23 protein-coding genes are annotated in these 26766 nt (G+C 70.6%); 10 read left to right on the top strand and 13 right to left on the bottom strand.

Annotated features, from left to right (window positions below; all coding sequences use genetic code 11):
- Window positions 1-128: 128 nt before the first annotated feature.
- Window positions 129-1652, top strand: coding sequence for an MFS transporter (locus GCN81_RS26805; protein ID WP_156727193.1), 1524 nt, complete (start codon window positions 129-131; stop codon window positions 1650-1652).
- A 32-nt stretch (window positions 1653-1684) separates the two neighbouring features.
- Here the strand turns inward: GCN81_RS26805 and GCN81_RS26800 are convergent, their stop codons facing one another.
- On the bottom strand, window positions 1685-2185 hold the full coding sequence (locus tag GCN81_RS26800; RefSeq protein WP_156727062.1) for a MarR family winged helix-turn-helix transcriptional regulator: 501 nt from the start codon (window positions 2183-2185) through the stop codon (window positions 1685-1687).
- A 60-nt stretch (window positions 2186-2245) separates the two neighbouring features.
- Window positions 2246-2794, bottom strand: a complete 549-nt coding sequence (locus tag GCN81_RS26795; protein WP_156727061.1) for a GNAT family N-acetyltransferase — start codon at window positions 2792-2794, stop codon at window positions 2246-2248.
- A gap of 167 nt (window positions 2795-2961) precedes the next feature.
- Here GCN81_RS26795 and GCN81_RS26790 point away from each other — a divergent pair, with 167 nt between their 5' ends.
- Entirely contained in the window at window positions 2962-3972 is a 1011-nt protein-coding gene (locus GCN81_RS26790; RefSeq protein ID WP_156727060.1) for a sigma-70 family RNA polymerase sigma factor, read from the top strand.
- Between the two features lie 211 nt (window positions 3973-4183).
- Here GCN81_RS26790 and GCN81_RS26785 read toward each other — a convergent pair whose 3' ends face one another.
- Window positions 4184-5230, bottom strand: coding sequence for a helix-turn-helix transcriptional regulator (locus GCN81_RS26785; protein WP_156727059.1), 1047 nt, complete (start codon window positions 5228-5230; stop codon window positions 4184-4186).
- A gap of 62 nt (window positions 5231-5292) precedes the next feature.
- On the opposite strand from GCN81_RS26785, the gene GCN81_RS26780 reads away from it, so the two are divergent.
- The 4 genes from GCN81_RS26780 to GCN81_RS26765 all read left to right on the top strand — a co-directional run bounded on the left by GCN81_RS26780 (window position 5293) and on the right by GCN81_RS26765 (window position 11013).
- A complete protein-coding gene (locus GCN81_RS26780; protein WP_156727058.1) occupies window positions 5293-6918 on the top strand; it encodes an MFS transporter in 1626 nt (541 codons plus the stop codon).
- Between the two features lie 163 nt (window positions 6919-7081).
- Entirely contained in the window at window positions 7082-7843 is a 762-nt protein-coding gene (locus tag GCN81_RS26775) for a DeoR/GlpR family DNA-binding transcription regulator (RefSeq protein WP_156727057.1), read from the top strand.
- A 130-nt stretch (window positions 7844-7973) separates the two neighbouring features.
- Window positions 7974-8930 (top strand): 1-phosphofructokinase, encoded by a 957-nt coding sequence (gene pfkB, locus GCN81_RS26770; RefSeq protein WP_156727056.1) that lies wholly within the window; start codon window positions 7974-7976, stop codon window positions 8928-8930.
- Window positions 8931-9009: 79 nt separating this feature from the next.
- On the top strand, window positions 9010-11013 hold the full coding sequence (locus GCN81_RS26765; RefSeq protein ID WP_156727055.1) for a PTS fructose transporter subunit IIABC: 2004 nt from the start codon (window positions 9010-9012) through the stop codon (window positions 11011-11013).
- A gap of 60 nt (window positions 11014-11073) precedes the next feature.
- Here the strand turns inward: GCN81_RS26765 and GCN81_RS26760 are convergent, their stop codons facing one another.
- The 3 genes from GCN81_RS26760 to GCN81_RS26750 form a co-directional block, all read right to left on the bottom strand.
- A complete protein-coding gene (locus tag GCN81_RS26760; protein ID WP_156727054.1) occupies window positions 11074-11841 on the bottom strand; it encodes a DUF6227 family protein in 768 nt (255 codons plus the stop codon).
- A 157-nt stretch (window positions 11842-11998) separates the two neighbouring features.
- Window positions 11999-13129, bottom strand: coding sequence for a P1 family peptidase (locus GCN81_RS26755; protein ID WP_156727053.1), 1131 nt, complete (start codon window positions 13127-13129; stop codon window positions 11999-12001).
- A gap of 17 nt (window positions 13130-13146) precedes the next feature.
- Window positions 13147-14343 carry a low temperature requirement protein A gene (locus GCN81_RS26750; protein WP_156727052.1) on the bottom strand — a complete coding sequence of 399 codons (1197 nt, stop codon included), beginning with the start codon at window positions 14341-14343 and terminating at the stop codon, window positions 13147-13149.
- A gap of 133 nt (window positions 14344-14476) precedes the next feature.
- On the opposite strand from GCN81_RS26750, the gene GCN81_RS26745 reads away from it, so the two are divergent.
- Window positions 14477-14686, top strand: a complete 210-nt coding sequence (locus tag GCN81_RS26745; protein ID WP_156727051.1) for a hypothetical protein — start codon at window positions 14477-14479, stop codon at window positions 14684-14686.
- 7 nt (window positions 14687-14693) lie between these two features.
- Here GCN81_RS26745 and GCN81_RS26740 read toward each other — a convergent pair whose 3' ends face one another.
- The 6 genes from GCN81_RS26740 to GCN81_RS26715 all read right to left on the bottom strand — a co-directional run bounded on the left by GCN81_RS26740 (window position 14694) and on the right by GCN81_RS26715 (window position 20636).
- Complete coding sequence (locus GCN81_RS26740; protein WP_156727050.1) at window positions 14694-15254, bottom strand: large conductance mechanosensitive channel protein MscL; 561 nt, start codon at window positions 15252-15254, stop codon at window positions 14694-14696.
- A gap of 93 nt (window positions 15255-15347) precedes the next feature.
- Window positions 15348-15977: an RcpC/CpaB family pilus assembly protein gene (locus GCN81_RS26735; RefSeq protein ID WP_156727049.1), complete on the bottom strand. Its 630-nt coding sequence runs from the start codon at window positions 15975-15977 to the stop codon at window positions 15348-15350.
- Between the two features lie 165 nt (window positions 15978-16142).
- On the bottom strand, window positions 16143-16976 hold the full coding sequence (locus tag GCN81_RS26730; RefSeq protein ID WP_156727048.1) for an S-methyl-5'-thioadenosine phosphorylase: 834 nt from the start codon (window positions 16974-16976) through the stop codon (window positions 16143-16145).
- 103 nt (window positions 16977-17079) lie between these two features.
- Window positions 17080-17412, bottom strand: coding sequence for an FmdB family zinc ribbon protein (locus tag GCN81_RS26725; protein ID WP_156727047.1), 333 nt, complete (start codon window positions 17410-17412; stop codon window positions 17080-17082).
- 67 nt (window positions 17413-17479) lie between these two features.
- A complete protein-coding gene (locus GCN81_RS26720) occupies window positions 17480-18832 on the bottom strand; it encodes an MFS transporter (RefSeq protein WP_231626982.1) in 1353 nt (450 codons plus the stop codon).
- Between the two features lie 232 nt (window positions 18833-19064).
- On the bottom strand, window positions 19065-20636 hold the full coding sequence (locus GCN81_RS26715) for a potassium/proton antiporter (RefSeq protein ID WP_231626981.1): 1572 nt from the start codon (window positions 20634-20636) through the stop codon (window positions 19065-19067).
- Window positions 20637-20878: 242 nt separating this feature from the next.
- Between GCN81_RS26715 and GCN81_RS26710 the strand changes: the two genes are divergently transcribed.
- On the top strand, window positions 20879-23728 hold the full coding sequence (locus GCN81_RS26710; RefSeq protein WP_156727045.1) for a penicillin acylase family protein: 2850 nt from the start codon (window positions 20879-20881) through the stop codon (window positions 23726-23728).
- Between the two features lie 41 nt (window positions 23729-23769).
- Here the strand turns inward: GCN81_RS26710 and GCN81_RS26705 are convergent, their stop codons facing one another.
- Window positions 23770-24381, bottom strand: coding sequence for a 5-formyltetrahydrofolate cyclo-ligase (locus tag GCN81_RS26705; RefSeq protein ID WP_156727044.1), 612 nt, complete (start codon window positions 24379-24381; stop codon window positions 23770-23772).
- A 92-nt stretch (window positions 24382-24473) separates the two neighbouring features.
- Between GCN81_RS26705 and galU the strand changes: the two genes are divergently transcribed.
- Window positions 24474-25385: a UTP--glucose-1-phosphate uridylyltransferase GalU gene (gene galU, locus GCN81_RS26700; RefSeq protein ID WP_156727043.1), complete on the top strand. Its 912-nt coding sequence runs from the start codon at window positions 24474-24476 to the stop codon at window positions 25383-25385.
- The gene (glp, locus tag GCN81_RS26695; RefSeq protein ID WP_156727042.1) at window positions 25382-26713 is read left to right on the top strand and encodes a molybdotransferase-like divisome protein Glp; all 1332 of its coding nucleotides are present in this window, start codon (window positions 25382-25384) and stop codon (window positions 26711-26713) included. The genes galU and glp overlap by 4 nt, the downstream gene beginning before the upstream one ends.
- Window positions 26714-26766 lie beyond the last annotated feature (53 nt).

Raw genomic sequence — 26766 nt, 5'->3', positions numbered from 1 at the left:
TTTGACCTCAAGTGGGCTTGAGCTAGCAGAGTAGTCACCAAGCCGCCCAACTCGCCGCTCAAGCCACCGCCTTACCAAGCCTTCCACCAGCACCGCCCTGACCAAGGAGTCCCGCCGTGGGTACCCCCATGCCTGAAACAGCTCTCCCCGATCCCAAGCGCTGGAGAGCGCTGGTCTTTATCGCACTGGCCCAGTTGATGGTCGTACTCGACGCGACCATCGTGAACATCGCGCTGCCCTCGGCCCAGGCGGACCTGGGCATCTCCGAGGGCAACAAGCAGTGGGTCATCACCGCCTACGCCCTGGCCTTCGGTGGTCTGCTGCTCTTCGGCGGCCGGATCGCCGACCTGTGGGGCCGTAAGCGCACCTTCGTCACCGGCCTGATCGGCTTCGCCGGAGCCTCCGCCCTTGGTGGCGCGGCCACCGGCGAGGCCATGATGCTCGGCGCCCGCGCGCTCCAGGGCGCCTTCGGCGCGCTGCTCGCCCCGGCCGCGCTGTCGCTGCTCGCCGTCATGTTCACCGAGGGCAAGGAGCGGGCCAAGGCGTTCGGTATCTACGGTGCGATCGCCGGTGGCGGTGGCGCCGTGGGACTCATACTCGGCGGCTTCCTCACCGAGTACCTGAACTGGCGCTGGACCTTCTTCGTCAACATCCCCTTCGCGGTCATCGCCGCCGTCGGCGCGTACCTGGTGATCCGCGAACCGGCGGGGGCCCGCAACCGCTCTCCGCTCGACATCCCGGGGGTGGTGCTCTCCACGCTGGGTCTGGTGGCGCTGGTGTACGGCTTCACGCGCGCCGAGTCCGAGGGCTGGTCGGACGGCGTGACCGTCTTCATGTTCATCGCATCCGCCGTGCTGCTGGCCGCGTTCATCGCCGTCGAGGCCAGGGTCAAGGCGCCGCTGCTGCCGCTGCGGGTGCTGGCCGAGCGCAACCGGGGCGGGGTCTACCTCTCGCTGGGACTCGCCGTCATCGCGATGTTCGGCCTGTTCCTGTTCCTCACGTACTACCTGCAGATCGTGAAGGGGTACTCGCCGGTCAAGACCGGCTTCGCCTTCCTGCCGATGATCGCGGGCATGATCGTGGGCTCCACCCAGATCGGCGCCCGCCTGATGACCAGGGTCCCGCCGCGGCTGCTGATGGGCCCCGGCTTCCTGACCGCGGCGGTCGGCATGCTGCTGCTGACGCAGCTGTCCATCGACACCTCGTACGCCGGTGTCATCCTGCCCGGACAGCTGCTGCTCGGCCTCGGTATGGGGACCGCGTTCATGCCCGCCATGTCGCTGGCCACACACGGGGTCGAGGCGCGGGACTCCGGTGTCGCGTCCGCGATGGTCAACACCTCACAGCAGGTCGGCGGCGCGATCGGCACGGCCCTGCTGAACACCATCGCCGCCAGCGCCACCACCGCGTACGTCGCGGACCGCGCGGCGGGCGCGAGCAACCCGCGGCTGCTGGAGGCGCAGGCCCTGGTGCACGGCTACACCAGCGCGATCTGGTGGGCGGTCGGCATCCTGGTGATCGCCGCGGGTATCGCGGTGGCCATGGTCAACACCCGGGGGCAGGGTGGCGCTCCGGGCGCTCCCGCCGCGTCGGGTGACGGTGGGGCGAGCGGTGCCGCGGACGAGGTGAAGGTTCCGGTCATCGCGCACTGAGCGCACTGAGCGCGCGGGGCGGACCTCCTGGCTCAGCGGAGCCAGGGCAGGTCCGCGCCCACCTCCTTGGGCTGTAGTCCCTCGGCGACGATCTCCATGATCTCGCCGAGGGACTTCTGCTGTTCGGAGGTGAGCCGGTCGAACAGCGCGTGCCGTACGGCGGCCACATGGCCGGGTGCCGCCTGCCGCAGGACCTCGAACCCGGCATCGGTCAGGAACGCGTTCTGGCCACGCTTATCCGAGGGGCAGTCCTCGCGGATGACCCACCCCCGCTGCTCCAGGCGCGCGATCGCGTGCGAGAGCCGGGACCGGGTGATCTTGGCGTACTTGGCCAGCTCGGTCATCCGCATCCGGCGGCGCGGGGCCGCGGAGAGCGTGACCAGGAGTCCGTAGTAGACGTGCGGCATCCTGGCGTCCCGCTGCAGCTGCCGGTCCAGGTGGTCGTCGAGGAGTGTGGTGGCCTGGAGGTAGGCCCGCCAGACACGCTGTTCCTCGTCACTGAGCCAGCGTGGTTCCTCGTGGTCGTTCGTCATAGTTCCACCGTACGACCACTTCTTTAGCTTTCAATCACCGCGTCGAAACCTCATCGAAGCTCATCGAAGCCCGTCGAAGCTCTCCGGCTCCTCGAGGCGCTTCTCGAACCAGGCCACGTCCCAGTAGCGGCCGAACTTCCGGCCCACCTCGTGGTACGTACCGACGTGTGTGAAGCCGAAGCGCTCGTGCAGCCGCACCGACGCCTCGTTCGGCAGGGCGACGCCCGCGTACACGCGATGGACGTCCTCGGCGGACAGCGCGTCGAAGAGCGCCTTGTAGAGGAGGCTGCCGATGCCGCGACCGCCCACGTCCGGGGCGAGGTAGACGGTGGCCTCGACCGAGGGCGCGTACGCGGGCTTCGGGCGGAACGCGCTCGTGGTCGCGTACCCCAGGATGCGGGAACTCGGCACGTCCTGAGCAACCAGGAGGCGGTGTGGGCCGTCTTCAGGGTGGGAGCGCAGCCACGGCAGCCGCTCCCGCGCAGTGAAGACGTCCGTGTCGAACGTGACGGCCGTCTCACGCACGTAGTGGTTGTAGATGTCGGTGAGGGGGCTGAGGTCTCCCTCGTGTCCCGCCCTGACCTGCACCTCTGTAGGTACCTGCGGCATCTTCCCTCCTTGGTGGCGACGCAGGGTACTGCATGATCGCGAAAATTGTCGGACGGCTTGGGAATTCTGTCCGGATTCCAGTCGTTGTTTCCATCGGATGCAGGGCACCCGGCAGGGTGTGCCTTTACCCACAGACCGGCTGATCCTCTGATGACAAGGGAGCAAGCATGGCAACCCGTGCCGTCGCCCGCCGCAAGTCCGCCGCCGCCGGCGAGACCGGCGCGGCAAGCAGTGTTCGCGCCGTAGGCGGCGAGATCGCCGACCGCGACCTGGTCGGCATGTACCTGGACGAAATCGCTCGTACGCCGCTGCTCGATGCCGCCAAGGAGGTCGAGCTGTCTCAGGTCATCGAGGCGGGGGTGTATGCCCAGAAGATCCTGGACGGCGCGGTGGAGCAGGACAGCGAGGCCGCCAAGGGGGCGACGCGCGAGGAGCTGACGGCCCTGGTCGCTGACAGTGACCGGGCGAAGGACGTCTTCATCCGCTCCAACCTCCGCCTTGTGGTGGCCGTCGCCCGGCGATACCCGCGCAGCGGGCTGCCGCTGCTCGACCTGATCCAGGAGGGGAACGCGGGCCTGGTGCGCGCGGTCGAGAAGTTCGACTACCGCAAGGGCTTCAAGTTCTCCACGTACGCGACATGGTGGATTCGCCAGGCCATCACCCGTTCCATCGCGGACCAGTCCCGTACGATCCGGCTTCCCGTCCACCTGGTGGAGGAGCTTGGCCGGATTCGCCGGATCCAGCGCGAGTTCAACCGCGAGCACGGCCGCGACCCGGAGCACACGGAGATCGCCGCCGAGCTGAGCACGACCCCGGAGCGCGTCGGGGACGTACTTGACTGGGCCCGCGACCCGGTCTCGCTGAACATGTCGGTGGACGACGACGGCGACACCCAGTTCGGTGACCTGCTGGAGGACACCTCCGCGATCTCGCCCGAGCAGTCCGTACTGACGCTGCTGCAGAGCGAGGAGCTAGACGACCTGATCGGCAGGCTCGACCACCGCACGGCCTCCATCATCAAGATGCGGTACGGGATCGACGACGGCCGCGAGCGGACGCTGACGGAGGTCGGCAAGCAGCACGGCCTGACCCGGGAGCGCATCCGCCAGATCGAGAAGCACGCCCTGATCGAGCTGAAGAAGCTGGCCCGCGACACCGGCTTCGACGCGGCGGCCTGAGCCGGACGGCCACTAGGCGCTGAGCGCTAAGTGCTAAGCGCTTAGCGCTGAGTGCTAGGCCCGCGGGCGGGCGACCGGCCTCCCGCCCGCCCGCAGTCCCGCCTCACCCCGCGCTAGGTCGTGTCCGCAAAGTCCCGTCGTCGCCCGGAGGGCGGCCCGGCGGCGTCTGGTGCGTGCGATCGCAAGGCGCCGGAGCGCCCTCGTGGCGGAGTCACGTGGGCGTTTCGGCAACGCCGCGAGCGTGCGTGCCAGGCGTCGCCGGGCAGGCGGGACTTTGCGGACACGGCCTAGGGGCAGCGCGGGTGAGGCGGGACGCCAGGGCCTGTACGTGGGACACCAGCGCGGGCGGGCCGTGGACGGTGAAGTCCGCGTCCACCAGGGCCAGCCGCAGGGCCACCCACTCGACGGAGTCGGTGACCGTCGCACGGAGCCGACAGGTGTGATCGGTCTCCGGCACCGGCGCGCCCAGCCCCGCCGGGAGCCGCGCCGCCACCTCCGCCGCGGGCGCGTCGAAGGACACGTCGATGTCCAGGGACGGCGTGCCCCGCCACACCGTGCGGCGCATGAACGCCACCAGGTCACCGCCCGGAACCTCCCGAGGCGTGAACCGCGCGCCCGTCGCGAACGGCTCCGTGACGCGGTCGACGCGGAACGTCCGCCAGTCCTCGCGGTTCATGTCGTACGCGACCAGGTACCAGCGGCGCCCCGTCGACACCAGCCGGTACGGCTCGACCAGGCGGCGGGTCTCGGCCCCGTCCCCGGAGCGGTAGTGGAAGCGGAGCTTCTCCTGACCGGTGGTCGCGGCGCCCAGCACGGTCAGCGTCTCCGGGGCGATCGTCGCACCGTCCCCGCTGACCAGCGGAGTCGTCGCCGACTGCAGGGCCTTCACCTGGTGCCGCAACCGCGACGGCAGTACCTGCTCCAGCTTCGCGAGGGCCCGTACGGAGGCCTCCTCGATGCCCTCCACCGCGTGACCGGCCCCAGCTCGCAGCCCGACCGCGATCGCCACCGCCTCCTCGTCGTCGAGGACGAGCGGTGGCATCGCCTTGCCCGCGACCAGCCGATAGCCGCCGTCGGCGCCCATCGTGGCCTGCACCGGGTAGCCGAGCTCCCGCAGCCGGTCGACATCGCGCCGGACCGTGCGGCGCGAGACGCTCAGCCGCTCGGCCAGCTCGCCGCCCGGCCATTCGCGAGGCGTCTGGAGGAGTGAGAGGAGTTGGAGCAGCCGTCCTGGGGTGTCCGTTCCTGTCGTCGTCATGGAATCCATGATGCGCGTCAACGAGGACATGACCTGACCTACATCACCCCTAACTTTGTCCTATGACCTCACAGAGCACCCCTCCCGTACCTGTAGGAGACCGGCCAGACCCGGACCAGCCCGTGGTCCAGGACGGGGACCAGGCCCGGCCGGACCGGCGCCGTTGGTTCGCGCTGGCGATCGTGATGACCGCGGCCTTCATGGACCTCGTCGACGTGACGATCGTCAACATCGCCCTCCCGACCATCCAGCACGACGAGGGCGCGTCGGACAGCCAGATCCAATGGATCACCGCGGGGTACGCGCTGGCCTTCGCGGCCGGTCTGATCACGGGCGGTCGGCTGGGCGACATCCACGGCCGTAAACGGGTCTTCCTGATCGGGATGGCGGGCTTCACCGTCGCCTCCGCGCTCTGCGGGCTCGCGGCGAACCCGGAGATGCTGGTCGCGTCCCGGCTGCTGCAGGGCGGCATGGCCGCGCTGATGGTCCCGCAGGTGCTGTCGATCGTGCACGCCACCTTCCCGGCGCACGAACGGGGCAAGGTCTTCGGGATGTTCGGCGCGGTCGTCGGGCTCGGCGCCGTCTCCGGGCCGCTGCTCGGCGCCCTGCTCACCGAGTGGAACCTGTTCGGTCTCGAATGGCGCCCGATCTTCCTGATTAACCTGCCGGTGGGCATCGCCGGACTGCTGCTCGGCAGCAGGTTCATCTCCGAGTCCAAGGCGCCGAAGGCGCTCCGCCTGGACCTGGTGGGCGTCGCGCTGGTCACGGTCGGCCTGCTGATGCTGCTCTACCCGCTCACCGAAGGACGCGCGCTGGGCTGGCCGCTGTGGGGTTATGTGTCGATGGCCGGTTCCCTGGCCGTCTTCGCGGCCCTGGTCGGGTACGAGCGGCACAAGACCCGTCGGGACGGCTCGCCGCTGATCGAGCTGTCGCTGTTCCGGGTCAAGAGCTTCGCGGCGGGAATCGCGGTGCAGCTCACCTTCGGCATCGTCTGCGGGATCTTCTTCCTGGTCTGGACGCTGTACATGCAGATCGGTCTTGACTGGGGCGTACTCAAGTCCGGGCTGACCGGCATTCCGTTCTCGATCGCGGTGTCCGTGGCGGCCGGGCTCTCGGTGGAGAAGCTGGTGCCTCGCTTCGGCCGTAAGGTGCTCCAGGCGGGCGCGCTGACCATGGCCGCCGGACTGCTCCTGTACCTGTGGATGGCTGGGCGGTACGGCCTGGAGATCAGCCCGTGGCAGATGGCGCTGCCGCTGCTGGTCATGGGTCTGGGGATGGGCCTGATCGTGGCGCCGCTAACCGACGCGGTGCTGTCCGGGGTGCCCAAGGAGCACTCGGGCTCCGCGTCGGGCCTGATCAACACGACCCTGCAGATGGGCAACGCGCTGGGCCTCGGTCTGGTGTCGGTGGTCTTCTTCGGGGTCATCGACCGGGCGGGGCCGGGGAGTGAGATCGGCCTGGTGTTCGTGGACGCGTTCCAGAACGCGCTGGGCTGGGTGGTCGCCGTACTCGGCGCGATCTTCCTGCTGATGTTCGCGCTGCCCGCGCGCCCGAAGCTGCATGTGGAGGGCGCCGACTCGGATGGCTCGGGCGGTTTGGGCGATGCGGACGGCTCGGGGGCCGTGGCTGAGGTGAAGCCGAAGGCGGACGAGCGGGCCGAGGCCGAGGGCCTGGTTCCGGTGCCCTGAACAGCCTCTGGGAACTCAGCGGGTGGCGAGTGACGACCTCAGGTCGTCACTCGCCACCCGTTTCTGTCCGAAAAGATGCCCGAATCTGTTTACTCCCCGGAGATGCGGGCGTAATCTAACGCCGAAACCACAGATTCGGGCATGGAAACAGAGGTAAGCAGGCATGTACGCACCGGAGCGGCAGCAGGAGATCCTCCGCATCGCCCGCGACAGCGGACGGGTTGACGTGCTGTCCCTCGCCGAGGAGTTCCAGGTCACCGCCGAGACCATCCGGCGTGACCTCAAGGCCCTCGACCGGTCCGGACTCGTCCGCCGCGTACACGGCGGCGCGATCCCGGCCGGGCGGCTCGACTTAGAGCCCGACCTCACCGAGCGCGAATCCACCGCCGCCGACGAGAAGGACCGCATCGCGCACGCCGCCCTCGCCGAACTGCCGTCCGATGGCAGCGTCATCCTCGACGCCGGTACGACGGTCGCCCGGCTGGCCGCCGCGCTCCCGCTGGAGTCGGGCCTGACGGTGGTCACCCACGCCCTGCCCGTCGCGGCCCGGCTCGCCGACCACCCCGGCGTCCAACTACACCTGGTCGGCGGCCGGGTCAGGCACCGTACGCGCGCCGCCGTCGATGCCTGGGCGCTGCGCGCGTACGGCGAGATCCGGGCCGACGTCCTCTTCCTGGCCAGCAACGGCTTCTCCACCAGCAGCGGGCTGACCACCCCCGACCTCGCCGAGGCCGCCGTCAAGCGCGCGGCCGTCGCCGCCGCGCGCCGGGTCGTGCTGCTCGCGGACTCGGCCAAGCACGGGCAGGAGCACTTCGCCCGCTTCGGCGACCTCAGCGACGTAGACCTGCTGATCACCGACACCGGACTCGGCGCCGACGACGCGCGCGCGATCGAGAGCGGCGGCACCGAGGTGGTCCGCGCATGAAGCCGTACGTGCGGTCCTACGTGAAGCCGTACGTGAGGTCCTGCGCGAAGCCGTACGTGTGCACGTACGCCCCCGCCTGTGAGCGCACCCCCGCAAGCCACCCGCGCACCGAGCCGAAAGCAGTACGCGCATGATCCTCACCGTCACCCCGAACCCGTCCCTGGACCGCACCTACGAGGTCCCCGCGCTCGACCGCGGCGAGGTCATCCGGGCCACCGGCGAGCGGATGGACCCCGGAGGCAAGGGCGTCAACGTCTCGCGTGCCGTCGCCGCGACCGGGCGCCGGACCCTGGCGGTGCTGCCGCTGGGCGGGGCACCGGGGGAACTGGTCGCCCAACTCCTGCACGAGCAGGGCATCGAGGTCGCCCCGGTGCCCGTCGCCGGACAGACCCGCTCCAACATCGCGGTCGCCGAGCCGGACGGGACACTCACCAAAATCAACGCGCCCGGACCCGAACTCACCTCCGCCGAGGCCGAGTCGCTGCTCTCCACGGTCCGCGAGCGGGCCGCCCAGCAGGGCGAGGTCGCCTGGATCGCCTGCTGCGGCAGCCTGCCCCGCGGCCTCGAACCTTCCTGGTACGCGGAGTTGGTACGCCGCGCCCACGCGGCCGGGGCGCGGATCGCCCTGGACACCTCGGGCCCGTCGCTGCTCGCCGCGCTCGCCGAGCGCCCCGACATCGTCAAGCCGAACGCCGAGGAGCTGGCGGAGGCCGTCGGCCGCCCGCTCGCCACGGTCGGGGACGCCGTCAAGGCCGCCGAAGAGCTGCGCGACGCCGGGGCCCGTGCGGTACTCGCCAGCCTCGGCGCCGACGGCCAGTTGCTGGTCGACGCCTCGGGGGCGTACTTCGCGACCGCGCGCGTCGATGCCGTACGCAGCAACGTCGGCGCGGGCGATGCGTCGCTGGCCGGATTCCTGGTGGCCGGGGGCGCGGGGGTTGACGCCCTCGCGTCCGCCGTGGCGCATGGCGCCGCGGCGGTGCGGCTGCCCGGCAGCGCGATGCCCGCGCCCGCCGACCTTGACCCGTCGGCCGTCACCGTGACGGCCGACGTCCCCCTGGATCGCGTCCTCACGGAGCCCGCGGCATGACCCACACCCCCGTCCCCCCGGCTGTCCCCACCTGCACCTGCACCTCCACCCCCGTCAGATGCGAGCGAAGGAGCCCGCGATGAGCGAGATGATCAGCGCGGAACTGGTCGACCTCGACCTGTCCGCCGATACCAAGGAAGCGGCGGCCCGCTCGCTCGCCGAGCGCATGGTCGCCCAGGGCCGGGTCACCGACCTGGACGGCTTCCTCGCCGACGTCGCCGCCCGTGAGGCCCAGATGCCGACCGGGCTCGACGGCGGCATCGGCATCCCGCACTGCCGCAGCGCCCATGTGGCCGAGCCGACGCTGGCCTTCGGGCGCAGCGCGCGGGGCATCGACTTCGGGGCGCCGGACGGTCCGGCCGACCTGATCTTCCTGATCGCCGCTCCGGCGGGCGCGGACGACGCCCACCTGACGATCCTCTCCTCGCTGGCCCGGCGCCTGATGGACGCCGACTTCACCGCGGCACTGCGCTCAGCTGACAACGCGGCGCGTACGGCGGCCCTGATCCGGGGCGATGATCCAGGCACGGCTGGTGCTGAGTCACGCGCGGACGCCGGGGACGTGGATGAGGCGGGCCCGGGCGGCGGGCAGCCGTTCCGTATCGTCGCCGTCACCTCCTGCCCCACCGGCATCGCGCACACCTACATGGCCGCCGAGTCGCTGCAGAGCGCCGCGCGGGACGCCGGGGTCGAACTCGTCGTGGAGACCCAGGGCTCGGCCGGGTTCACCCGGCTCGACCCGGCCGCCATCGCCGCGGCCGACGCCGTGATCTTCGCCCACGACGTTCCCGTACGGGAGAAGGAACGGTTCGCCGGAAAGCCGACCGTCGACGTCGGAGTCAAGGCGGGCATCAACCGACCGGCCGCACTCATCGCCCAGGTGCGCGGCAAGGCCGTGCGCGGCGAGAGCACCACCGCGGGCAAGCCGTCGCCCGTCGAGGCGGCCGGCGAGGCGGGCGATGGCTACGGCACCAAGCTGCGCAAATGGCTGATGTCCGGCGTGAGTTACATGGTGCCATTCGTCGCGGCGGGCGGCCTGCTGATCGCCCTCGGCTTCGCGATCGGCGGCTACGAGATCAAGGAGGCCACGTCGGTCGCCGACCACTTCGCCTGGGGCCAGGTCGACAGCTGGGCCGCGCTCTTCTTCCAGGTCGGCGCGCTGGCGTTTGACTTCCTGGTGCCGGTGCTCGCCGGATACATCGCGTACGGAATGGCCGACCGGCCGGGTCTGGTGCCCGGCTTCGTCGGCGGCGCGGTGGCGGTCACCATCAACGCCGGGTTCCTCGGCGGTCTGGCCGCTGGTCTGATCGCCGGTGCGACGGTGATGGGCATCCAGCGGCTCCATATCCCGTCGGTGCTGCGCGGCATCATGCCGGTGGTCATCATTCCGCTGCTCTCGTCGATCGTGGTCGGCTTCCTGATGTTCCTGGTGGTCGGCAAGCCGATCGCCGAACTGCAGAGCGCGCTGACCAACTGGCTGGAAGGCCTCAGCGGCGCCAACGCGATCATCCTCGGGGTGATCCTCGGCCTGATGATGTGCTTCGACCTCGGCGGCCCGCTGAACAAGGTCGCCTACACCTTCGCCATCGGCGGCCTGGGCGCGGGCGCCACAGACGGCAACCTGAAGGTGATGGCCGCGGTCATGGGCGCCGGAATGGTGCCCCCGCTGGCGATGGCCCTGGCCACGACCGTACGCGGGAAGCTCTTCACCCAGACCGAGCGGGAGAACGGCAAGGCGGCCTGGGTACTGGGCGCCTCCTTCATCACCGAGGGCGCGATCCCGTTCGCCGCGGCCGACCCGCTGCGGGTGATCCCCGCGTCGATGGCGGGCGGCGCGGTCACCGGTGCGCTGTCGATGGCCTTCGGGGCGACGCTCCAAGCCCCGCACGGCGGCATCTTCGTGGTCCCGCTGATCGGGCAGCCGCTGCTGTACCTGGTGGCGGTCGCGGCGGGCGTCTGTGTCTCGACCGCGCTGGTCATCCTGCTGAAGGGCGCGCGCACGACCACACCCGTGCTGGTGGGTGCGGAGGCCGCGGAAGCCGCGGCGCCCGCGGGCGACAGCCGGGTGACGGCCGCCGCCTAGCCACCCGGGCGTCCGCCAGCCGAGAGCCTTACCCCCTGCACCGGGTGAGGCCCTCGGCCCTCAGCTGGGCTGGCCCGCGCGGCGCTCCATCGCCGCGAGCGCCGCGTCCTGGCTCAGGTACACCTCGCACATGTGCCGCCCGTCCGGGGTCGCCGTGTGCTCGGCCTCCCAGAGGCTGACCTCGCTGCCGTCGTGCAGCAGGAAGGCGTGCTCGTAGAGCGCGAAGCCGAAGCCCGACGCGTCCGAGCAGGGACTTCGGAAGGCCTGGATGATCTGGTGGGCCAGTGCCGTGCTCACGCGTCGGGCGGTGCGCTCGCCGGGACGGTCGGCGTTCTCCGCGCGACGCAGCAGCCGCCTGGCGTGGTCGGCCGACCCCTCGGTGATGTACTCGCGCTTCGGCAGGGCGGCGTACTCGGCGACCAGCCGCAGGATCTCCGGCGGCAGCGCGTCACCGCCCGCGCCCCCACCCGCGCCGCCGCCCGGCGCGGCCTCGTCGAACGGGTCGGGGCCGCCAGCGAACGGCAGTCGGGAGGCCGCCGTACGGACCTCTTCCTCGTCCGCGAAGAGCTCGTGCTGCGGCTGGCTGCCCCGGGCGCTGTTGTGAGCGAGCTCCCACAGCGTGAGCGCGCTGCCGTCGGCGAGCAGGAAGGTATGGCGGTGCGTTTCGCGGTGCAGCCCTCCGCTGTGGTGCGCGGAGTACAGCGAACTGTCGTACGCGAGTGCCGAGTCGAGGCGGCGTATCGTCTCGTCGGGCAGCTCGAAGGAGTTCAGGGCGCGTCCCAGGAGCGTATGGAGATGCTCCTCGGGTGTCTGGTACGGAACGCTCACGGTGTCTCCTGGTGTCGCTGCGTCGCTGCATGTCACCTTGTGACCGCTCACCGTAGTGCCTGGGTCGGACATCGTGTCCTGGGTTCGGGAAAACGTACGACGGCCGACACCGGTTCCCTCCGGCGCGCGCCCGGACCGACGCGTGCCCGAAGGGCCGTCAGTCCTGGTAGAGGTCCCGGTAGAGGTCCCGGTACGCGGGAAAGACGCCACCGGGTCCGTCCACCGTGTCGGCGGCCTCGACAGCCTTCACGATGGCGCGGGCTACCGTGTCCGCCCCCGCCGCCAGAATCGCGTTCACCGCCATGAGCGACTCCAACACCCCCTCGGGCACCGGCTTGTCACCCGTCGCCAGCGTGAACACCGTGTCCCCGTCGTGCAGCAGATGCACCGGCCGCACCGCGCGCGCGAGCCCGTCGTGCGCCGTCCCCGCCAGCTTCTGCGCCTGGGCGCGGGTGAGTTCGGCGTCGGTGGCGACGACGGCGAGGGTCGTGTTCAGCGGCGGCTCCCCAAACGGCGGGGCCCCCGCCCCCTCCGCCCCCGCGCCCCCTGCCCCCGCGCCCTCCCCCTCCGTCGCCTGGCGGCGGTCCGTCTCCGCGCGGGCCTCGGCCAGCCGGGCCTGGGCCCGGGTGTGCAGCTCCTGCGGTGGGTACGTGACGGGGCCCGCGCCGTACCGCCCGTACAGCACCCCCGTCGCGGGGTCCACCACCGCGCCCACCGCGTTGACGACCACCAGGGCACTCACCGTGTAGCCGCTGGACAACCGGACGCTCGCGGTGCCGACGCCGCCCTTCAACCCACCCGCCACCGCACCGGTACCCGCGCCCACACTGCCCTGGACGACCTCGGTAGACGCCCGGGCCACCGCCTCCCGACCCAGGGCCGCGTCCGGACGGGCCCGCCAGTCGCCACCCCGACCAAGATCGAAGACGCAGGCGGCGGGCACCACGGGCACCACCCGCCCAGGGCCGCCCACCGGGAAGCCACGCCCCTGCTCCTCCAGCCACGCCATCACCCCGGACGCCGCCTCAAGCCCATACGCGCTACCGCCGGTCAGCACGACAGCCTCGACCCGCTGGACCAGGTTGCGCGGGTCAAGCGCATCGGTATCCCGCGTGCCAGGACCCCCACCGCGCACGTCCACAGCCGTCACCGCACCGCCCTCAGGCGCGAGCACGACGGTCGTGCCCGTCAGCCACCCCTCCCCACTGCGGGTAGCGTGCCCGACCCGCAGGCCGCGCACATCGGTCAGCGAATCCGTGGGCTGCGAGTGGCCGAGCGGAGAGTCCATGACCTATGCGTACCACGCTAGTTGGCCCCCGCGCGGGCCATGCGACCCATGCGGGCCGTGCGGGCCGTCAGCGTCACCCCGGTGGCCACCGCCGCCGCCATCACCAGACCCGTGACCAGCACCGCCCACTGGCCCGCGTATGTACAGGCCAGCACCGCCGCCGCGGTCACCGGCAGCACCAGCTGCTGCGCCATACCTACCTTGAAGTGCCGTGCGTGCAGGAACCACACCGCTAGCAGATACAGCGCCGTCGGCACCGTCACCGCCGCGGACGCGGCGAGCGTGGAGATATGCGCCTCGCCCAGCGCCTCCTCCACCGCGACCTCCAGACCCACGCCGATCGCCGCGGCCAGGGCGAAGATCAGGTAGTGCCCATAACCCCACAGGAAACTCTCCCGGTTGGACCGCAGGTGCCCCGCGATCGGTGTCGCGAAGTAGACCCACCACGCGGCGAAGACCAGCAGCAGCCCGCCTCCGGCGATCGGCAGCAGTTCGTCCAGCGCGTCGTGCTCGTCGACCCCCGACTTCACGGCGACCGTGGCCGCGGCGATCGTCTCGCCGAGCACGATGATGGTGAACAGGCCATACCGCTCGGCGATATGGTGCGGGTGCCAGGTGGTGGGCCGGACCTTCTCGGCGTAGGCCGGTACGCACAGCTCGGCGACGACCATCACCAGGAACACCCAGGACCTGCCGCCCTCAGGCAGAAACAACAGCCCCGACCAGCCGACCTGACAGAGCAACACCCCACCCGCGTACCGCCGGGCTACCCGCTTCTCGGCGCCTTCGGCGCCGCTGGCGGCGCGTAGCCACTGCGAGGCCAGCGCGACCCGCATCACCGCGTAGCCGAGCCAGAGCAGCGTAAAGTCGTGTTCCTGGAAGGCACGGGAGATCCCGGCCGCGAGGATCAGCACACCGGACATCTGGACCAGCGTCACCACCCGGTAGAGGGCGTCGTCGTTGTCGTACGCCGAGGCGAACCAGGTGAAGTTCATCCACGCCCACCAGATGGCGAAGAACGCCATCGCGTAGTTCAGCACGCCCTCGCCCGGGTGCCCATCGGCGAGCGAGTGCACCAGCTCCACCCCGGCCTGGGCGACCGCGACGACGAAGACGAGGTCGAAGAAGAGTTCCAGTGGGGTGGCCGCGCGGTGGGTGTCATGGCGGCTGCGTGCGGTCATCGGGCGCACGGGGTGTTCTGGCTGGCTCGTCATGCCCGACAGCGTCCCAGCGGGGGGCGCCCGGGAACCGCCCGCCGGACGGCGCCACGGCCGGAGCCGCCCGCACGGCGGACACCGGGGCCGGATGGCCGCAGGGCGGTCCGGGGCGGCCACGTACGCTGGAGGCATGAGCACCGCCCCCACACCTGGCCCCGGACCCCGTGCCGCGAAGGCCGTGGCCAAGCCGAAGCCCGCGCTCGTCTTCGACGATCCGCTGGACCAGCAGTCGTCGGACGACACGGACCGCGGGTGGGGCGAGCGGCCGACCGCCGGTGGCGACACCAGCGCCGCCGACCTGGCGCGCTTCCTCGACGAGAAGCCGCCGCACCACCTCTGAGCAGGTCCTAGGCGTTCTGTCCAGGTACGGACCCGGTGCCGGACACGGGACCAGCGCTGGTGCCAGGCGCGGAGCGCTGGGCGACGAGGGTGTCCCTGATCTCCTTGAGCACCTCCAGCTCGCTCACCTCGATCGTCTCGTGCACCCCTTCCTTGGCCTTCCGCCGTTGCTCCGCCTTGGCCAGGTACTTGGCCATCGGCAGGACCATCAGGAAGTAGACGACCGCGGCGGTGATCAGGAAGCTGAGCGTCGAGCTGAGGACCGTACCCCACATGATCGGGATGCCGGTCGCGACCTCGCCCGTCTCCGGGTCCACGCTGCAGGGCGCCTTGAGGCAGGAGCTGTAGTTGTCGAGGTCCTGCGTCCCGAAGGCACCGACCAGGGGATTGATGACTCCCTTGACCACAGAGTTCACGATGTTGGTGAACGCGGCACCGATGACCACCGCGACCGCCAGGTCGACCACGTTTCCACGGGTCAGGAATGCCTTGAAGCCTTCCAGAACGTTCGGCTTCTTCTGCTCGCTCACCACGGAGCCCTTCTTCTTTGGTGCGGTTGGCCGTGCCATTAGGCCCGGTGCGGCCGAACTCCGTCCAATCAGCGCACACGAACAGGTGAGCTGACGGCACACGCGTACGGTTCAGGGGGCTCAGCAGGGCGCTCAGCACAGGGTCACCGCCAGTCGCGCCGTCGCTCCCGCGCCCGCCAGCCGCGCCGCGGTGGGGCGGGGCACGGACAGGACGACCAGCGCTCCGCCCTGGGCTCCCTGGACCGATGTCGACTCCTGGGCCGATGTCGCGTCGCCAGCCGCCTCGTCGCCGGTCTCGGGCAGCTCCACCACCCGTGCCTTCGTCGCGACGACCCGGGCGTCCCCGCCCTCTTCGGCCGCGATGACGTCGACCCGGTCACCGGGGCGCAGCAACCGCACCGCCCCCGCGTCCGCGATCCGTACCGGCGCCGACACCAGCTCGACGGCCCGTCGTTCCCGTTCCCGTTCTCGCCCCTCCTCCGGCGCGGCCGCGGCCCGCTCCTGGCCTCCCGACGGGCCGAGGCTGCCGGACCCGGCGGCCGCGAGTGCGACGGCGGCTACCGCGAGCCCCGCGGCCAGCGGCCGCCGCCTACGACGTACCGCGTGCAGCAGCTGCCGCTGTCCGCCGCGTACGCGCAGCGGCGAGAAGTGCGGGACCTCGCACGGGGGAGGGACCGCTGAAGAGGGCGAAGAGGGCGAAGAAGGCGAAGAGGGCGAAGAAGAAGGTGATTCGGGTGAAGTGGGGGAGTGGGAAGAGGACATGGCAACCACCGCCTGTCGTGAGGAACGTCGGCTGAACGCTCCTCACGATGCAGGCTCGCGCCAGATCCCGCTGAGGCCTGTGGACCCGCGCCCACTTGTGGATAACTCGCTCACCCGAAGGTGAGGTTCAGGGGGCAGACGAGGTCAGGCGGCCACAGGCGAGGCTTAGGGCAGCTCGATGCCCAGGTCCCACCCGTCATGCGCGTGCGTGCACAGGCAGTCCCGCTCCTCCGTCCTCGGCAGCGCACCCACCACGTCGAATAGCACGTCCCGCAGTCGGCCCACGTTCTCGCCGAACACTCGCAGCACCTCGGTGTGCGAGACGCCGTCGCCCGTCTCGGCCCCCGCGTCCAGGTCCGTCACCAGCGCGAGCGAGGTGTAGCAGAGCCCCAGCTCGCGGGCGAGCACGGCCTCTGGGTGCCCGGTCATCCCGACCACCGACCAGCCCATCGCGGCGTGCCACCGGGACTCGGCGCGGGTCGAGAAGCGCGGCCCCTCGACGACCACCATCGTCCCGCCGTCCACCGCGTCCCAGGCCCGCCCCCGCGCGACCTTCAGGGCGGCCCCGCGCCCCTCGGGGCAGTACGGGTCGGCGAACGTCGTGTGCACCACGTTCGGCACCGTCCCGTCGGGCAGCGGCTGGCCGTCGAAGTACGTCTGCGTCCGCGCCTTCGTGCGGTCCACCAGCTGGTCCGGGACCAGGAGCGTGCCCGGTCCGTACTCGGGCCGCAGCCCGCCCACCGCGCACGGGCCCAGCACCTGGCGTATGCCGAGGGAGCGCAGGGCCCACAGGTTGGCGCGGTAGTTGATGCGGTGCGGCGGCAGGTGGTGTCCGCGGCCGTGCCGCGGCAGGAAGGCGACCCGGCGCCCGGCGACCTCGCCGAGGAAGAGTGAGTCGCTCGGCGGCCCGTACGGGGTGTCCACCTGGATCTCGGTGACGTCCTCCAGGAAGGAGTAGAAACCCGATCCGCCGATCACACCGATTTCCGCGTTCGCCATCCGGTTCCCCGTCCCCTTCGCCATCTGATCAGGAGTAAGCAGCGTAAAGGGCCCCGTGTTCATAGGAACGCGGGGCCCTTCAGTTCAGTCTGTGAGGTGTCCGTCAAGCGGCGGAGGAACCACCGCTGGAGCTCTTCGACCCCGAAGCGGCGGGCGCCGACGAGGACGAGGACGACGAAGAAGACGACGCGGACGTCGAGGAGCTGGCCGAGGACGAGGCCGCGGCGGGCGTCGACGCTGGCGCGCTGCTCGACGAGGAGCCGCGGCTGTCGTTGCGGTAGAAGCCCGACCCCTTGAAGACGATGCCGACGGCGGAGAACACCTTCTTCAGGCGTCCCGCGCAGCTGGGGCACTCGGTCAGGGCGTCATCGGTGAACTTCTGCACCGCCTCGAGGCCCTCGCCGCACTCGGTGCACTGGTACTGGTACGTCGGCACTTGCTTCCTCCTGGCACTCTCACTCGATGAGTGCTAACGACGCTCAATAGTGACGCATTCCGTCGGATCAGTCCACTGTTACGGGTACGCGGTGACCGACGCCACGCGCCACGGTCCGCCCCTGGGACGCCGGTGTGAGCCGTGAGCGCAGTGCCACCAGGGTCGCCAGCGCCAGCGCCGTACCGGCCAGCGGGACCAGGAATCCGGCGCTCGCGCCCTGGGCGTCGGCGAGCTGTCCGGACGCTGTCACGCCCGCGGCCTGCCCGAGCGCCACCGCGCCCGTCAGCCAGGTGAAGGCCTCGGTGCGGGCCGACGCCGGGACCAGCGTCTCGACCAGCGTGAAGCCCGTGATCAGGGCGGGCGCGATGCACACGCCGACCAGCAGCCCGACCACCGCGAACAGCGGGACCGAGTGCACCGCCCACAGGGTGGACGCCATGAGCGTCAGCGCCGTGTATCCGAACAGGAGCCGACGCTGCGGTCCGATCTTCCAGGCGATCGCGCCGAACGCGATGCCCGCGAGCATGTTGCCCGCGGCGAACGTGCCGTACAGCAGGCCGTTCACACCCGGCTGTCCGGCCTCTTCCGCGAAGGCCGTCAGCGAGACCTGCATGCCGCCGAACACGGTTCCGATGCCGAGCAGTGCCACGGCGAGGACCCGCACACCGGGCACCGACAGGGCGGAAACCGGCTTCACGCGCGCGTGGCCGTCGATCGCGCCGCCGTTCCGTACACCCGCGTCCGCGTCGCCGCGCACGCCGTAGGCCCGCGGCTGGGTGGCGCGCTGCGCGGCGAACAGCAGGCCGCCCGCGAGGGTCAGCGCGGCCTCGGCGGCCAGACCGGCGCCCGGGTGCACCCAGGTGCACAGCGCGGTGGCGAGTACCGGCCCGACGACGAACGTGAGCTCGTCGGTGACCGACTCGAAGGCGGCGGCCGTCTGGGTCAGACGAGCGCGCTCGGGCCGGTCCAGCGCGGCGGCCCAGCGGGCCCGCACCATCGGACCGACCTGCGGTACCGAGGCACCGACCGGCACGGCGGCCACGAACAGCGCCCACAGCGACGCGTCCGTCAGTGCGAGCGTGGCGAGCAGGGCGACCGCCGTGGCGTGCACCAGGACGCCGGGGATCAGTACGGCACGCTGCCCGAAGCGGTCCGCCAGCTTGCCGCTCTGCGGGGCGAACAGGGCCATGGAGACACCGGCGACGGCGGCGACGGCGCCCGCGTTGCCGAGCGAGCCGGTGGTGTGCTGGACCAGCAGGACGATCGACATCGTCAGCATGGCGAAGGGCTGCCGCGCGGCGAAGCCGGGCAGGACGAACGAGAGAGCGCCAGGAATGCGCAGGAGCTGCCCGTATCCGGGACGGGAGCCGGAGCCCGAGTAGGAGCCCGAGTCCGAGTCGGAGCTGACCGTGGATGCCACGGCCTAGGCCTTTCTGCCGCCTGGTAGCGCGCCCGTATTGACGACGCCGAGAGCTGTCCTCTTGCGCAGGAACGTCGGTGATACCCGGCCCCTGCACAGGGCCGCGGCCGCCGTGCGGTCGCGCCAGCTCTGCATCAGGCAGAGGTGGTTCTTTTCAGTGTTCCTTCATAGTAAGGGTTCATGCGCGTCTCCGCCTCTGAAAAGCGCAAGCAAAGCAGCTTTCTGCCTGTGATTAACCAGACGTTCGCTTGCCGCGCCCAGAGGTGCGCCCAGAGGCGGGCCCAGTGGCGGTCCCAGAGGCACGCCCGCCCCTGGCCCCGCCCCGCGTACCGCCCCCGGTCCCCAGCCACCCCGCCAGCTTTCCGCCCTGCCCGACCGCCCGAAGCCGCTGCTCAGCGGCGTCGCGTACCGGATCGGTCGCGACCACCAGCAGCTCGTCCTCGCGCATCAGCACGGTGTTCGGCTGCGGTACGAAGGACTTCCCGCTCCGTACGACCAGCGTGACGGCGGCGCCCGGAGGCAGCCGCAGCTCCCCGACCTCCACCCCGTGCATCCGCGACTTCGGCGGGATCGCCACCGACAGCAGATGGCCGCGCAGCCGCTCCAGTGGCGCCGACTCGATCCCCAGGTCCGCCGCCTCCGACGAGTCGCCGAGCCGCAGCGCCTTGGCCAGCCAGGGCAGCGTCGGCCCCTGCACCAGGGTGTAGACGACGACCAGGACGAAGACGATGTTGAAGATGCGGTCACTGCCCTCGATCCCCGTCACCAGCGGAATCGTGGCCAGGATGATGGGCACGGCGCCGCGCAGCCCGGCCCAGGACATCAGGGTCTGCTCCTGCCACGGCAGCCGGAACGGCAACAGGCTGACCAGGACGGACACGGGCCGCGCGACCATCGTCAGGACGAGGCCCACCACGATCGCGGGCAGAGCGTCCGGCAGCAGGTCACTCGGCGTGACCAGCAGCCCGAGCAGGACGAACATGCCGATCTGGGCGAGCCAGCCCAGACCGTCGGCGAAGCCCCGGGTCGCCGCCCAGTGCGGCAGCCTGGCGTTGCCGAGGACCATCGCGGCCAGGTAGACGGCGAGGAAGCCACTGCCCTGGGCCAGCGCCCCGGCGGCGTAGGCCGCGACGGCGATCGCCATCACCGCGATCGGGTAGAGGCCGGACGCGGGCAGTGCCATATGCCGGATGCCGTACGCGCCAAGCCAGCCCACCGCGAGGCCGACCGTGGCCCCGATGGCCAGCTGGAGGGCGATCTTGCCGACGAGCATGTACCAGCTGTCGATCGGACCCACGGTGGAGAAGGCCACCACCAGGATCACCACCGGGGCGTCGTTGAAGCCGGACTCGGCCTCCAGGACGCCGGTCACCCGGGACGGCAGTGGCACCCGGCGCAGCACCGAGAAGACCGCCGCCGCGTCGGTGGAGGAGACCACCGCGCCGATGATGAGCGCCTGCTGCCACTCAAGCCCGACCAGATAGTGCGCACCAGCCGCCGTGATGCCCACGCTCGTCGCGATGCCGACGGTCGACAGCGCCGCCGCCGCGGGAAGCGCGGGTTTGACCTCCTTCCACTGGGTGCCCAGGCCACCTTCGGCCAGGATCACCACCAGTGCGGCATAGCCGATCACCTGCGTCAGCTCGGCGTCGTCGAAGCCCAAGCCGCCGATGCCGTCCTGGCCGAGCGCCATCCCGATTCCCAGGTACAGGAGCAGGCTGGGCAGTCCGCTGCGCGAGGAGACGCGCACCGCGACGACGGCGATGAGCAGCACGAGCGAGCAGACGAGAAGGAGCTGGTTCAACTGGTCGACAGTCAGCGGCTGTTCCTTTCACGAGTGACAGGACTTAGTTAACTTGTCTAGTTACCCTACCTAATCTTGACGCGTTCCTTACGGTCCTGATCATCGGTGCGATATACCTTGCGGACACCGCGTCCAGGGCCGCTATGCCCTCCGCCTATGGTTGCTCCAGCACTCCAGGACCGCTCTGCCACTCGCCTGACTCGAAGGCTCTCGAAGGCGAACGAAGACCCACAAGGACAGCGATGCCCGCGAACACCACCGCCCCTTCCGGTCAGCGGACCGGCAGGAAGAAGGGGCGACGCGCCCGCCTGATCGTGATCGTGCTGGTGTTGGCGCTGATCGCAGCCGTGGGCTACGGCGCCTACTGGAGCATCAGTACGGTGCGTGCCTCCTTCCCGCAGACCAAGGGGACGATCAAGCTCGAAGGCCTCGCAGGGCCCGTCGACGTACGGCGGGACGGCAACGGCATTCCGCAGATCTACGCCGAGACGGACGAGGACCTGTTCAAGGCCCAGGGCTATGTCCAGGCGCAGGACCGCTTCTGGGAGATGGACGTACGGCGGCACCTCACCTCCGGTCGGCTGTCCGAGATGTTCGGCAAGGGCCAGATCGACAACGACGAGTTCCTGCGCACACTCGGCTGGCACCGGGTGGCGAAGGAGGAGTACGACACCAAGCTCTCCGCCGAGACCAAGAAGTACCTGCGGGCCTACGCCGACGGGGTCAACGCGTACCTCAAGGGCAAGAACGGCGAGGACGTCTCCGTCGAGTACGCGGCCCTCGGGTTCACCAACGACTACAAGATCGAGAAGTGGACGCCGGTCGACTCGGTGGCCTGGCTCAAGGCCATGGCCTGGGACCTGCGCGGGAACATGAAGGACGAGATCGACCGCTCCCTCATGTACAGCAGGCTCGGCCCGAAGCAGATCGCCGACCTGTACCCCGAGTACCCGTACGACCTGCACAAGCCGATCATCGAGGGTGGTGCGGTCGACCGCACCACCGAGACGTACGACCCCAAGGGCACGCCGTCGCAGACTGACGGGGGTACGGGCGCTGAAGCGGGCACGGGTACGGGTACGGGTACGGGCACTGGCGCCGGCACCCAGCAGGGGGCAGCAGGCACGGGCACAGGCACCGGTACGGGCACAGGAACAGGCACCGGCCTAGCAGGCGGCGAGACCGTCCCCGACGGCACGACCACCCAGCTCTCCGGCCTCTCCGAGATCCTGGACGATCTCCCCGACGGCCTCGGCCCGAACGGCTCCGGCATCGGCTCCAACTCCTGGGTGGTCTCCGGCGCCCACACGACCACCGGCAAGCCGCTGCTCGCCAACGACCCGCACCTGGCTCCCCAGCTGCCGTCGATCTGGTACCAGATGGGCCTGCACTGCACGGGCGACGCCAAGAAGTGCCAGTACGACGTCTCCGGCTACACCTTCGCTGGCCTGCCGGGTGTGATTATCGGCCACAACCAGGACATCGCCTGGGGCATGACCAACCTCGGCGCCGACGTCACCGACCTCTACCTGGAGAAGCTCCAGGGAGACGGCTACCTGCGCGACGGCAAGGTCCAGCCCTTCGAGACCCGCCGGGAGACCATCAAGGTCGCGGGCGGCAAGAACAAGAAGATCACGGTCCGCGAGACCGGCAACGGCCCGCTCCTCTCCGACCGCAGCAAGGAACTGGGCACGGTCGGCCAGGAGGCACCGAACGGCGGCGGTGCGCCCGACCGCGCCGACGGCTACGCGGTGTCGCTGCGCTGGACCGCCCTGGAGCCGGGCAAGTCGATGGACGCGGTCTTCGCGCTGAACAAGGCCAAGGACTTCAAGGAGTTCCGGCGGGCCGCCGCCGACTTCGAGGTGCCCTCGCAGAACCTGATCTACGCGGACACCGAGGGCAATATCGGCTACCAGGCGCCGGGCAAGATCCCCACCCGCGGCAAGGGCGACGGCTCGCTCCCCGCGCCCGGCTGGGACACGGCGTACGACTGGACCGGCTACATCCCGCAGAGCGCGCTGCCGTACGCGTACAACCCCAAGCGCGGCTACATCGTCACCGCCAACCAGGCCGTGGTCGACGCCGAGAAGTACCCGTACAAGCTCACCGAGGACTGGGGGTACGGGGCGCGCAGCCAGCGGATCAACGATCTCATCGCCTCGAAGATCAAGAACAACGGCAAGATCTCGACCGACGACATGCGCACCATGCAGCTGGACAACAGCAGCGAGATCGCCAAGATGCTGACACCCAAGCTGCTCAAGATCGACATCTCGGACTCCTACGTCCGTGAGGCGCAGCAGCTCCTGGAGGGCTGGGACTACACCCAGGACGCCGACTCGGCGGCCGCCGCGTACTTCAACGCGGTCTGGCGGAACGTCCTCAAGCTGTCCTTCGGCGACAAGCTGCCCAAGGAGCTGCGGGTCAAGGGCGAGTGCATCCGCGTCGCACCGGCCAAGAACACCGGTCCGGTGGACGACCCGAACAAGCGGGTGAGCGAGTGCGGCAAGCGGGCCGCGGACGCGGCCCAGCCGGACGGCGGCGACCGCTGGTTCGAGGTGGTCCGCAGCATCCTCGACGACCAGGACAACGAGTGGTGGCACTCGCCCGGGTCGCGCCTGGACGAGGAGACCAAGACCCGCGACCAGCTCTTCGCCCGCGCCATGAAGGACGCCCGCTGGGAGCTGACCGCCAAGCTGGGCAAGGACATCGACAGCTGGAGCTGGGGCCGCCTGCACACCCTGGAGCTGAAGAACCAGACCATCGGTACCGAGGGCCCCGGCTTCATGAAGTGGATGCTCAACCGCGGTCCGTGGAAGCTGGGCGGCGGCGAGGGCGCGGTCAACGCCACCGGCTGGAACGCGGCGGGCGGTTACGCCGTGACCTGGGTGCCGTCGATGCGGATGGTGGTGAACCTGGACGACTTCGACAAGTCCAAGTGGATCAACCTCACCGGTGCGTCGGGGCACGCCTACAGCTCGAACTACACCGACCAGACGGACAAATGGGCCAAGGGCGAGCTGCTCGACTGGCCGTTCAGCGAACAGGCGGTCAAGGACAGCACCGCCGCCCACCTGGTGTTCAGGCCGTAGGACTCCGCGGCTCGTACTGACCCGTCCCGGCCCTACGGGTGTCAGGCGGTGAACCGCCTGACACCCGACGGCGTCACCACCGCGTCTACGGGGTGGTCGTGCGGCTCCCTGGGGACCCGCGCGACCACTTCGTGGTCGTAGAGCAGCACCACCAGGACCGGGTCGGCGCCCGCCTTCGCCAGCCGGTCCAGCACCCGGTCGTACGAGCCGCCGCCCCGGCCGAGCCGCAGCCCGCCGGAGTCCACCGCGAGCCCGGGCAGCAGGACGACGTCCGCCTCCAGGACGGCGTCCGGGCCGAGCCGCGCGCCGTCGGGCTCCAGGAGTCCGCGCCCCGCGCGCGCGAGGTGCTCGTCTCCGTCGTACGCGGCCCAGTCGAGGTCGTTGTCCGCGAGCAGCACCGGGAGCAGGACGCGTACCCCGCGCGCGTGAAGGTCCGTCAGCAACGCGCGCGTGCCCGGCTCCCGGCCAACCGACACATAGGCCGCGACGGTGCCCGCCTCCGCGAGCTCATCGAGTTCCCGCGCGCGTTCGGCGAGAACCGCGGCGGCGTTCTGTGCGTCCTGTGGGGTGAGTTGGCGTCGGCGGTCGAGGAGCTCTCGGCGCAGGGCGCTCTTCTCGGTGGGGCCGGTACCGTCGTCACTGCCGGTGTTCACAACTGTTTCACAAACCTCTCTTTGTACCCGTCAGGGAACGAAATAACGGGAGGGGCGCCTTCCGTACATACGTACCGGTTACGCTTCGGAGCATGACTGAGACGCACCCCAAGATCACCAAAGCTGTCATCCCGGCAGCAGGCCTCGGTACCCGCTTCCTTCCGGCCACCAAGGCCACACCGAAGGAAATGCTGCCCGTAGTCGACAAGCCGGCGATCCAGTATGTGGTCGAAGAGGCCGTCTCCGCCGGTCTGGACGATGTCCTCATGGTCACCGGGCGCAACAAGCGCCCGCTGGAAGACCACTTCGACCGCAACTACGAACTGGAGTCGGCCCTCACCAAGAAGGGCGACCAGTCCCGACTCGCCAAGGTCCAGGAGTCCAGCGACCTTGCCACGATGCACTACGTCCGCCAGGGCGACCCCAGGGGCCTGGGTCACGCCGTCCTGTGCGCCGCCCCGCACGTCGGTCACGAGCCCTTCGCGGTGCTGCTCGGCGACGACCTGATCGACCCGCGTGACCCGCTGCTGCAGCGCATGGTCGAGGTCCAGCAGCAGCACGGCGGCAGCGTCATCGCGCTGATGGAGGTCGACCCCGCGCAGATCCACCTCTACGGCTGCGCGGCCGTCAAGCCGACCGGCGAAGGCGACGTCGTCCAGATCACCAGCCTGGTCGAGAAGCCCGACCCGGCCGACGCGCCGAGCAACCTCGCGATCATCGGCCGCTACGTCCTGGACCCGGCCGTCTTCGGGATACTCCGCAAGACCGAGCCGGGCCGCGGCGGCGAGATCCAGCTCACCGACGCACTCCAGGAGCTCGCCGCCGACGAGGAGCTTGGTGGCCCGGTGCACGGCGTGGTCTTCAAGGGCCGCCGCTATGACACCGGCGACCGTGGCGACTACCTGCGTGCCATTGTCAGACTCGCGTGCGAACGTGAAGACCTGGGCCCGGACTTCCGGACCTGGCTGCGTGATTACGTCACCGAGGAGATGCAGGGATCTTGAGCACCAGCGCGACGGAACAGATCTCCGGCCAGACCCACATCTGGTCGGTGACCGAGCACCTTGAGGACATCCTGGCAGCGGTCCGCCCGCTCGAACCCATCGAGCTCCAGCTGCTGGACGCCCAGGGCTGCGTTCTCGTCGACGACATCACGGTGCCCGTCTCGCTGCCGCCCTTCGACAACAGCTCCATGGACGGGTACGCGGTCCGTACGGCTGATGTCGCGGGCGCCAGCGAGGAGTTCCCCGCCGCCCTGGAGGTCATTGGCGACGTCGCGGCGGGCAGCGCCGGTGGCCTCACCGTCGGCCCGGGGCAGGCCGCCCGCATCATGACCGGTGCGCCGCTGCCGCCGGGCGCCGAGGCCGTCGTCCCCGTGGAGTGGACCGACGGAGGCCTCGGCGAGGGCCCCGTCGGCACGATGACCCCGCACAGTGCCGCTCCCGAAGGCGCCTCCGGTGAGGTCAGCGTGTACCGCCCCGCCGCGGCCCGTGCGCATGTACGCGCGCGTGGCAGCGACGTACAAGCCGGTGAGCGCGCCCTGGCCGCCGGGACCGTGCTCGGCCCCCCGCAGATCGCCCTGCTCGCCGCGATCGGCCGCGCCAGGGTGCGGGTGCGCCCCCGCCCCCGCGTGGTCGTGCTCTCCACCGGCAGCGAACTGGCTCAGCCCGGTGAGGAGTTGACCGAAGGCCGGATCTACGACTCCAACAGCTTCGCGCTCACCGCCGCGGCCCGCGACGCGGGCGCCCTTGCCTACCGCGTCGGAGCCGTCGCCGACGACGCCGAGACGCTGCGCGCCACGATCGAGGACCAGCTGATCCGCGCCGACCTCCTGGTCACCACGGGCGGCGTCAGCGTCGGCGCGTACGACGTCGTCAAAGAAGCCCTCTCCCAGGTGGGCGACGAGGACGAGGCGGGCAGCGGCATCGAGTTCCGCAAGCTGGCGATGCAGCCGGGCAAGCCCCAGGGCTTCGGCTCCATCGGCCCCGACCACACCCCGCTGCTCGCCCTGCCCGGGAACCCTGTCTCGTCGTATGTCTCCTTCGAGCTCTTCGCGCGCCCCGCGATCCGCGCGCTGATGGGCCTGCCGGATGTGCACCGCGAGACGGTCCGCGCGGTGCTGCGGGCCGAGAAGGCGCTGAGCTCCCCGGCGGGGAAGCGGCAGTTCCTGCGGGGCTCGTACGCACCGGGCGAGGGCACGGTCACCCCGGTGGGCGGCGCGGGCTCCCACCTCATCGCGGCCCTCGCGCAGGCCGACGCGTTGATCGTGATCCCGGAGGACACCACCGAGGTCGAGCCCGACACCGAGCTGGACGTGGTACTGCTCGGCTGAGTACCTCCCGGTGCGGGTACCGTGTCTGCCCACACAGGGCCAGTACACGGGCC

Source organism: Streptomyces apocyni, from assembly GCF_009739465.1.
Taxonomy (GTDB): Bacteria; Actinomycetota; Actinomycetes; order Streptomycetales; family Streptomycetaceae; genus Streptomyces; species Streptomyces apocyni.
Note: the sequence above shows the minus strand (reverse complement) of the source record. Positions and strands in the feature narration are given on the sequence as shown.

Coding starts and splice junctions, on each gene's coding strand:
- GCN81_RS26805 (WP_156727193.1), top strand. CDS start 129: ATGCCTGAAACAGCTCTCCCCGATCCCAAGCGCTGGAGAGCGCTGGTC.
- GCN81_RS26800 (WP_156727062.1), bottom strand. CDS start 2,185: ATGACGAACGACCACGAGGAACCACGCTGGCTCAGTGACGAGGAACAG.
- GCN81_RS26795 (WP_156727061.1), bottom strand. CDS start 2,794: ATGCCGCAGGTACCTACAGAGGTGCAGGTCAGGGCGGGACACGAGGGA.
- GCN81_RS26790 (WP_156727060.1), top strand. CDS start 2,962: ATGGCAACCCGTGCCGTCGCCCGCCGCAAGTCCGCCGCCGCCGGCGAG.
- GCN81_RS26785 (WP_156727059.1), bottom strand. CDS start 5,230: ATGACGACGACAGGAACGGACACCCCAGGACGGCTGCTCCAACTCCTC.
- GCN81_RS26780 (WP_156727058.1), top strand. CDS start 5,293: ATGACCTCACAGAGCACCCCTCCCGTACCTGTAGGAGACCGGCCAGAC.
- GCN81_RS26775 (WP_156727057.1), top strand. CDS start 7,082: ATGTACGCACCGGAGCGGCAGCAGGAGATCCTCCGCATCGCCCGCGAC.
- pfkB (WP_156727056.1), top strand. CDS start 7,974: ATGATCCTCACCGTCACCCCGAACCCGTCCCTGGACCGCACCTACGAG.
- GCN81_RS26765 (WP_156727055.1), top strand. CDS start 9,010: ATGAGCGAGATGATCAGCGCGGAACTGGTCGACCTCGACCTGTCCGCC.
- GCN81_RS26755 (WP_156727053.1), bottom strand. CDS start 13,129: ATGGACTCTCCGCTCGGCCACTCGCAGCCCACGGATTCGCTGACCGAT.
- GCN81_RS26750 (WP_156727052.1), bottom strand. CDS start 14,343: ATGACGAGCCAGCCAGAACACCCCGTGCGCCCGATGACCGCACGCAGC.
- GCN81_RS26745 (WP_156727051.1), top strand. CDS start 14,477: ATGAGCACCGCCCCCACACCTGGCCCCGGACCCCGTGCCGCGAAGGCC.
- GCN81_RS26740 (WP_156727050.1), bottom strand. CDS start 15,254: ATGGCACGGCCAACCGCACCAAAGAAGAAGGGCTCCGTGGTGAGCGAG.
- GCN81_RS26735 (WP_156727049.1), bottom strand. CDS start 15,977: ATGTCCTCTTCCCACTCCCCCACTTCACCCGAATCACCTTCTTCTTCG.
- GCN81_RS26730 (WP_156727048.1), bottom strand. CDS start 16,976: ATGGCGAACGCGGAAATCGGTGTGATCGGCGGATCGGGTTTCTACTCC.
- GCN81_RS26710 (WP_156727045.1), top strand. CDS start 20,879: ATGCCCGCGAACACCACCGCCCCTTCCGGTCAGCGGACCGGCAGGAAG.
- galU (WP_156727043.1), top strand. CDS start 24,474: ATGACTGAGACGCACCCCAAGATCACCAAAGCTGTCATCCCGGCAGCA.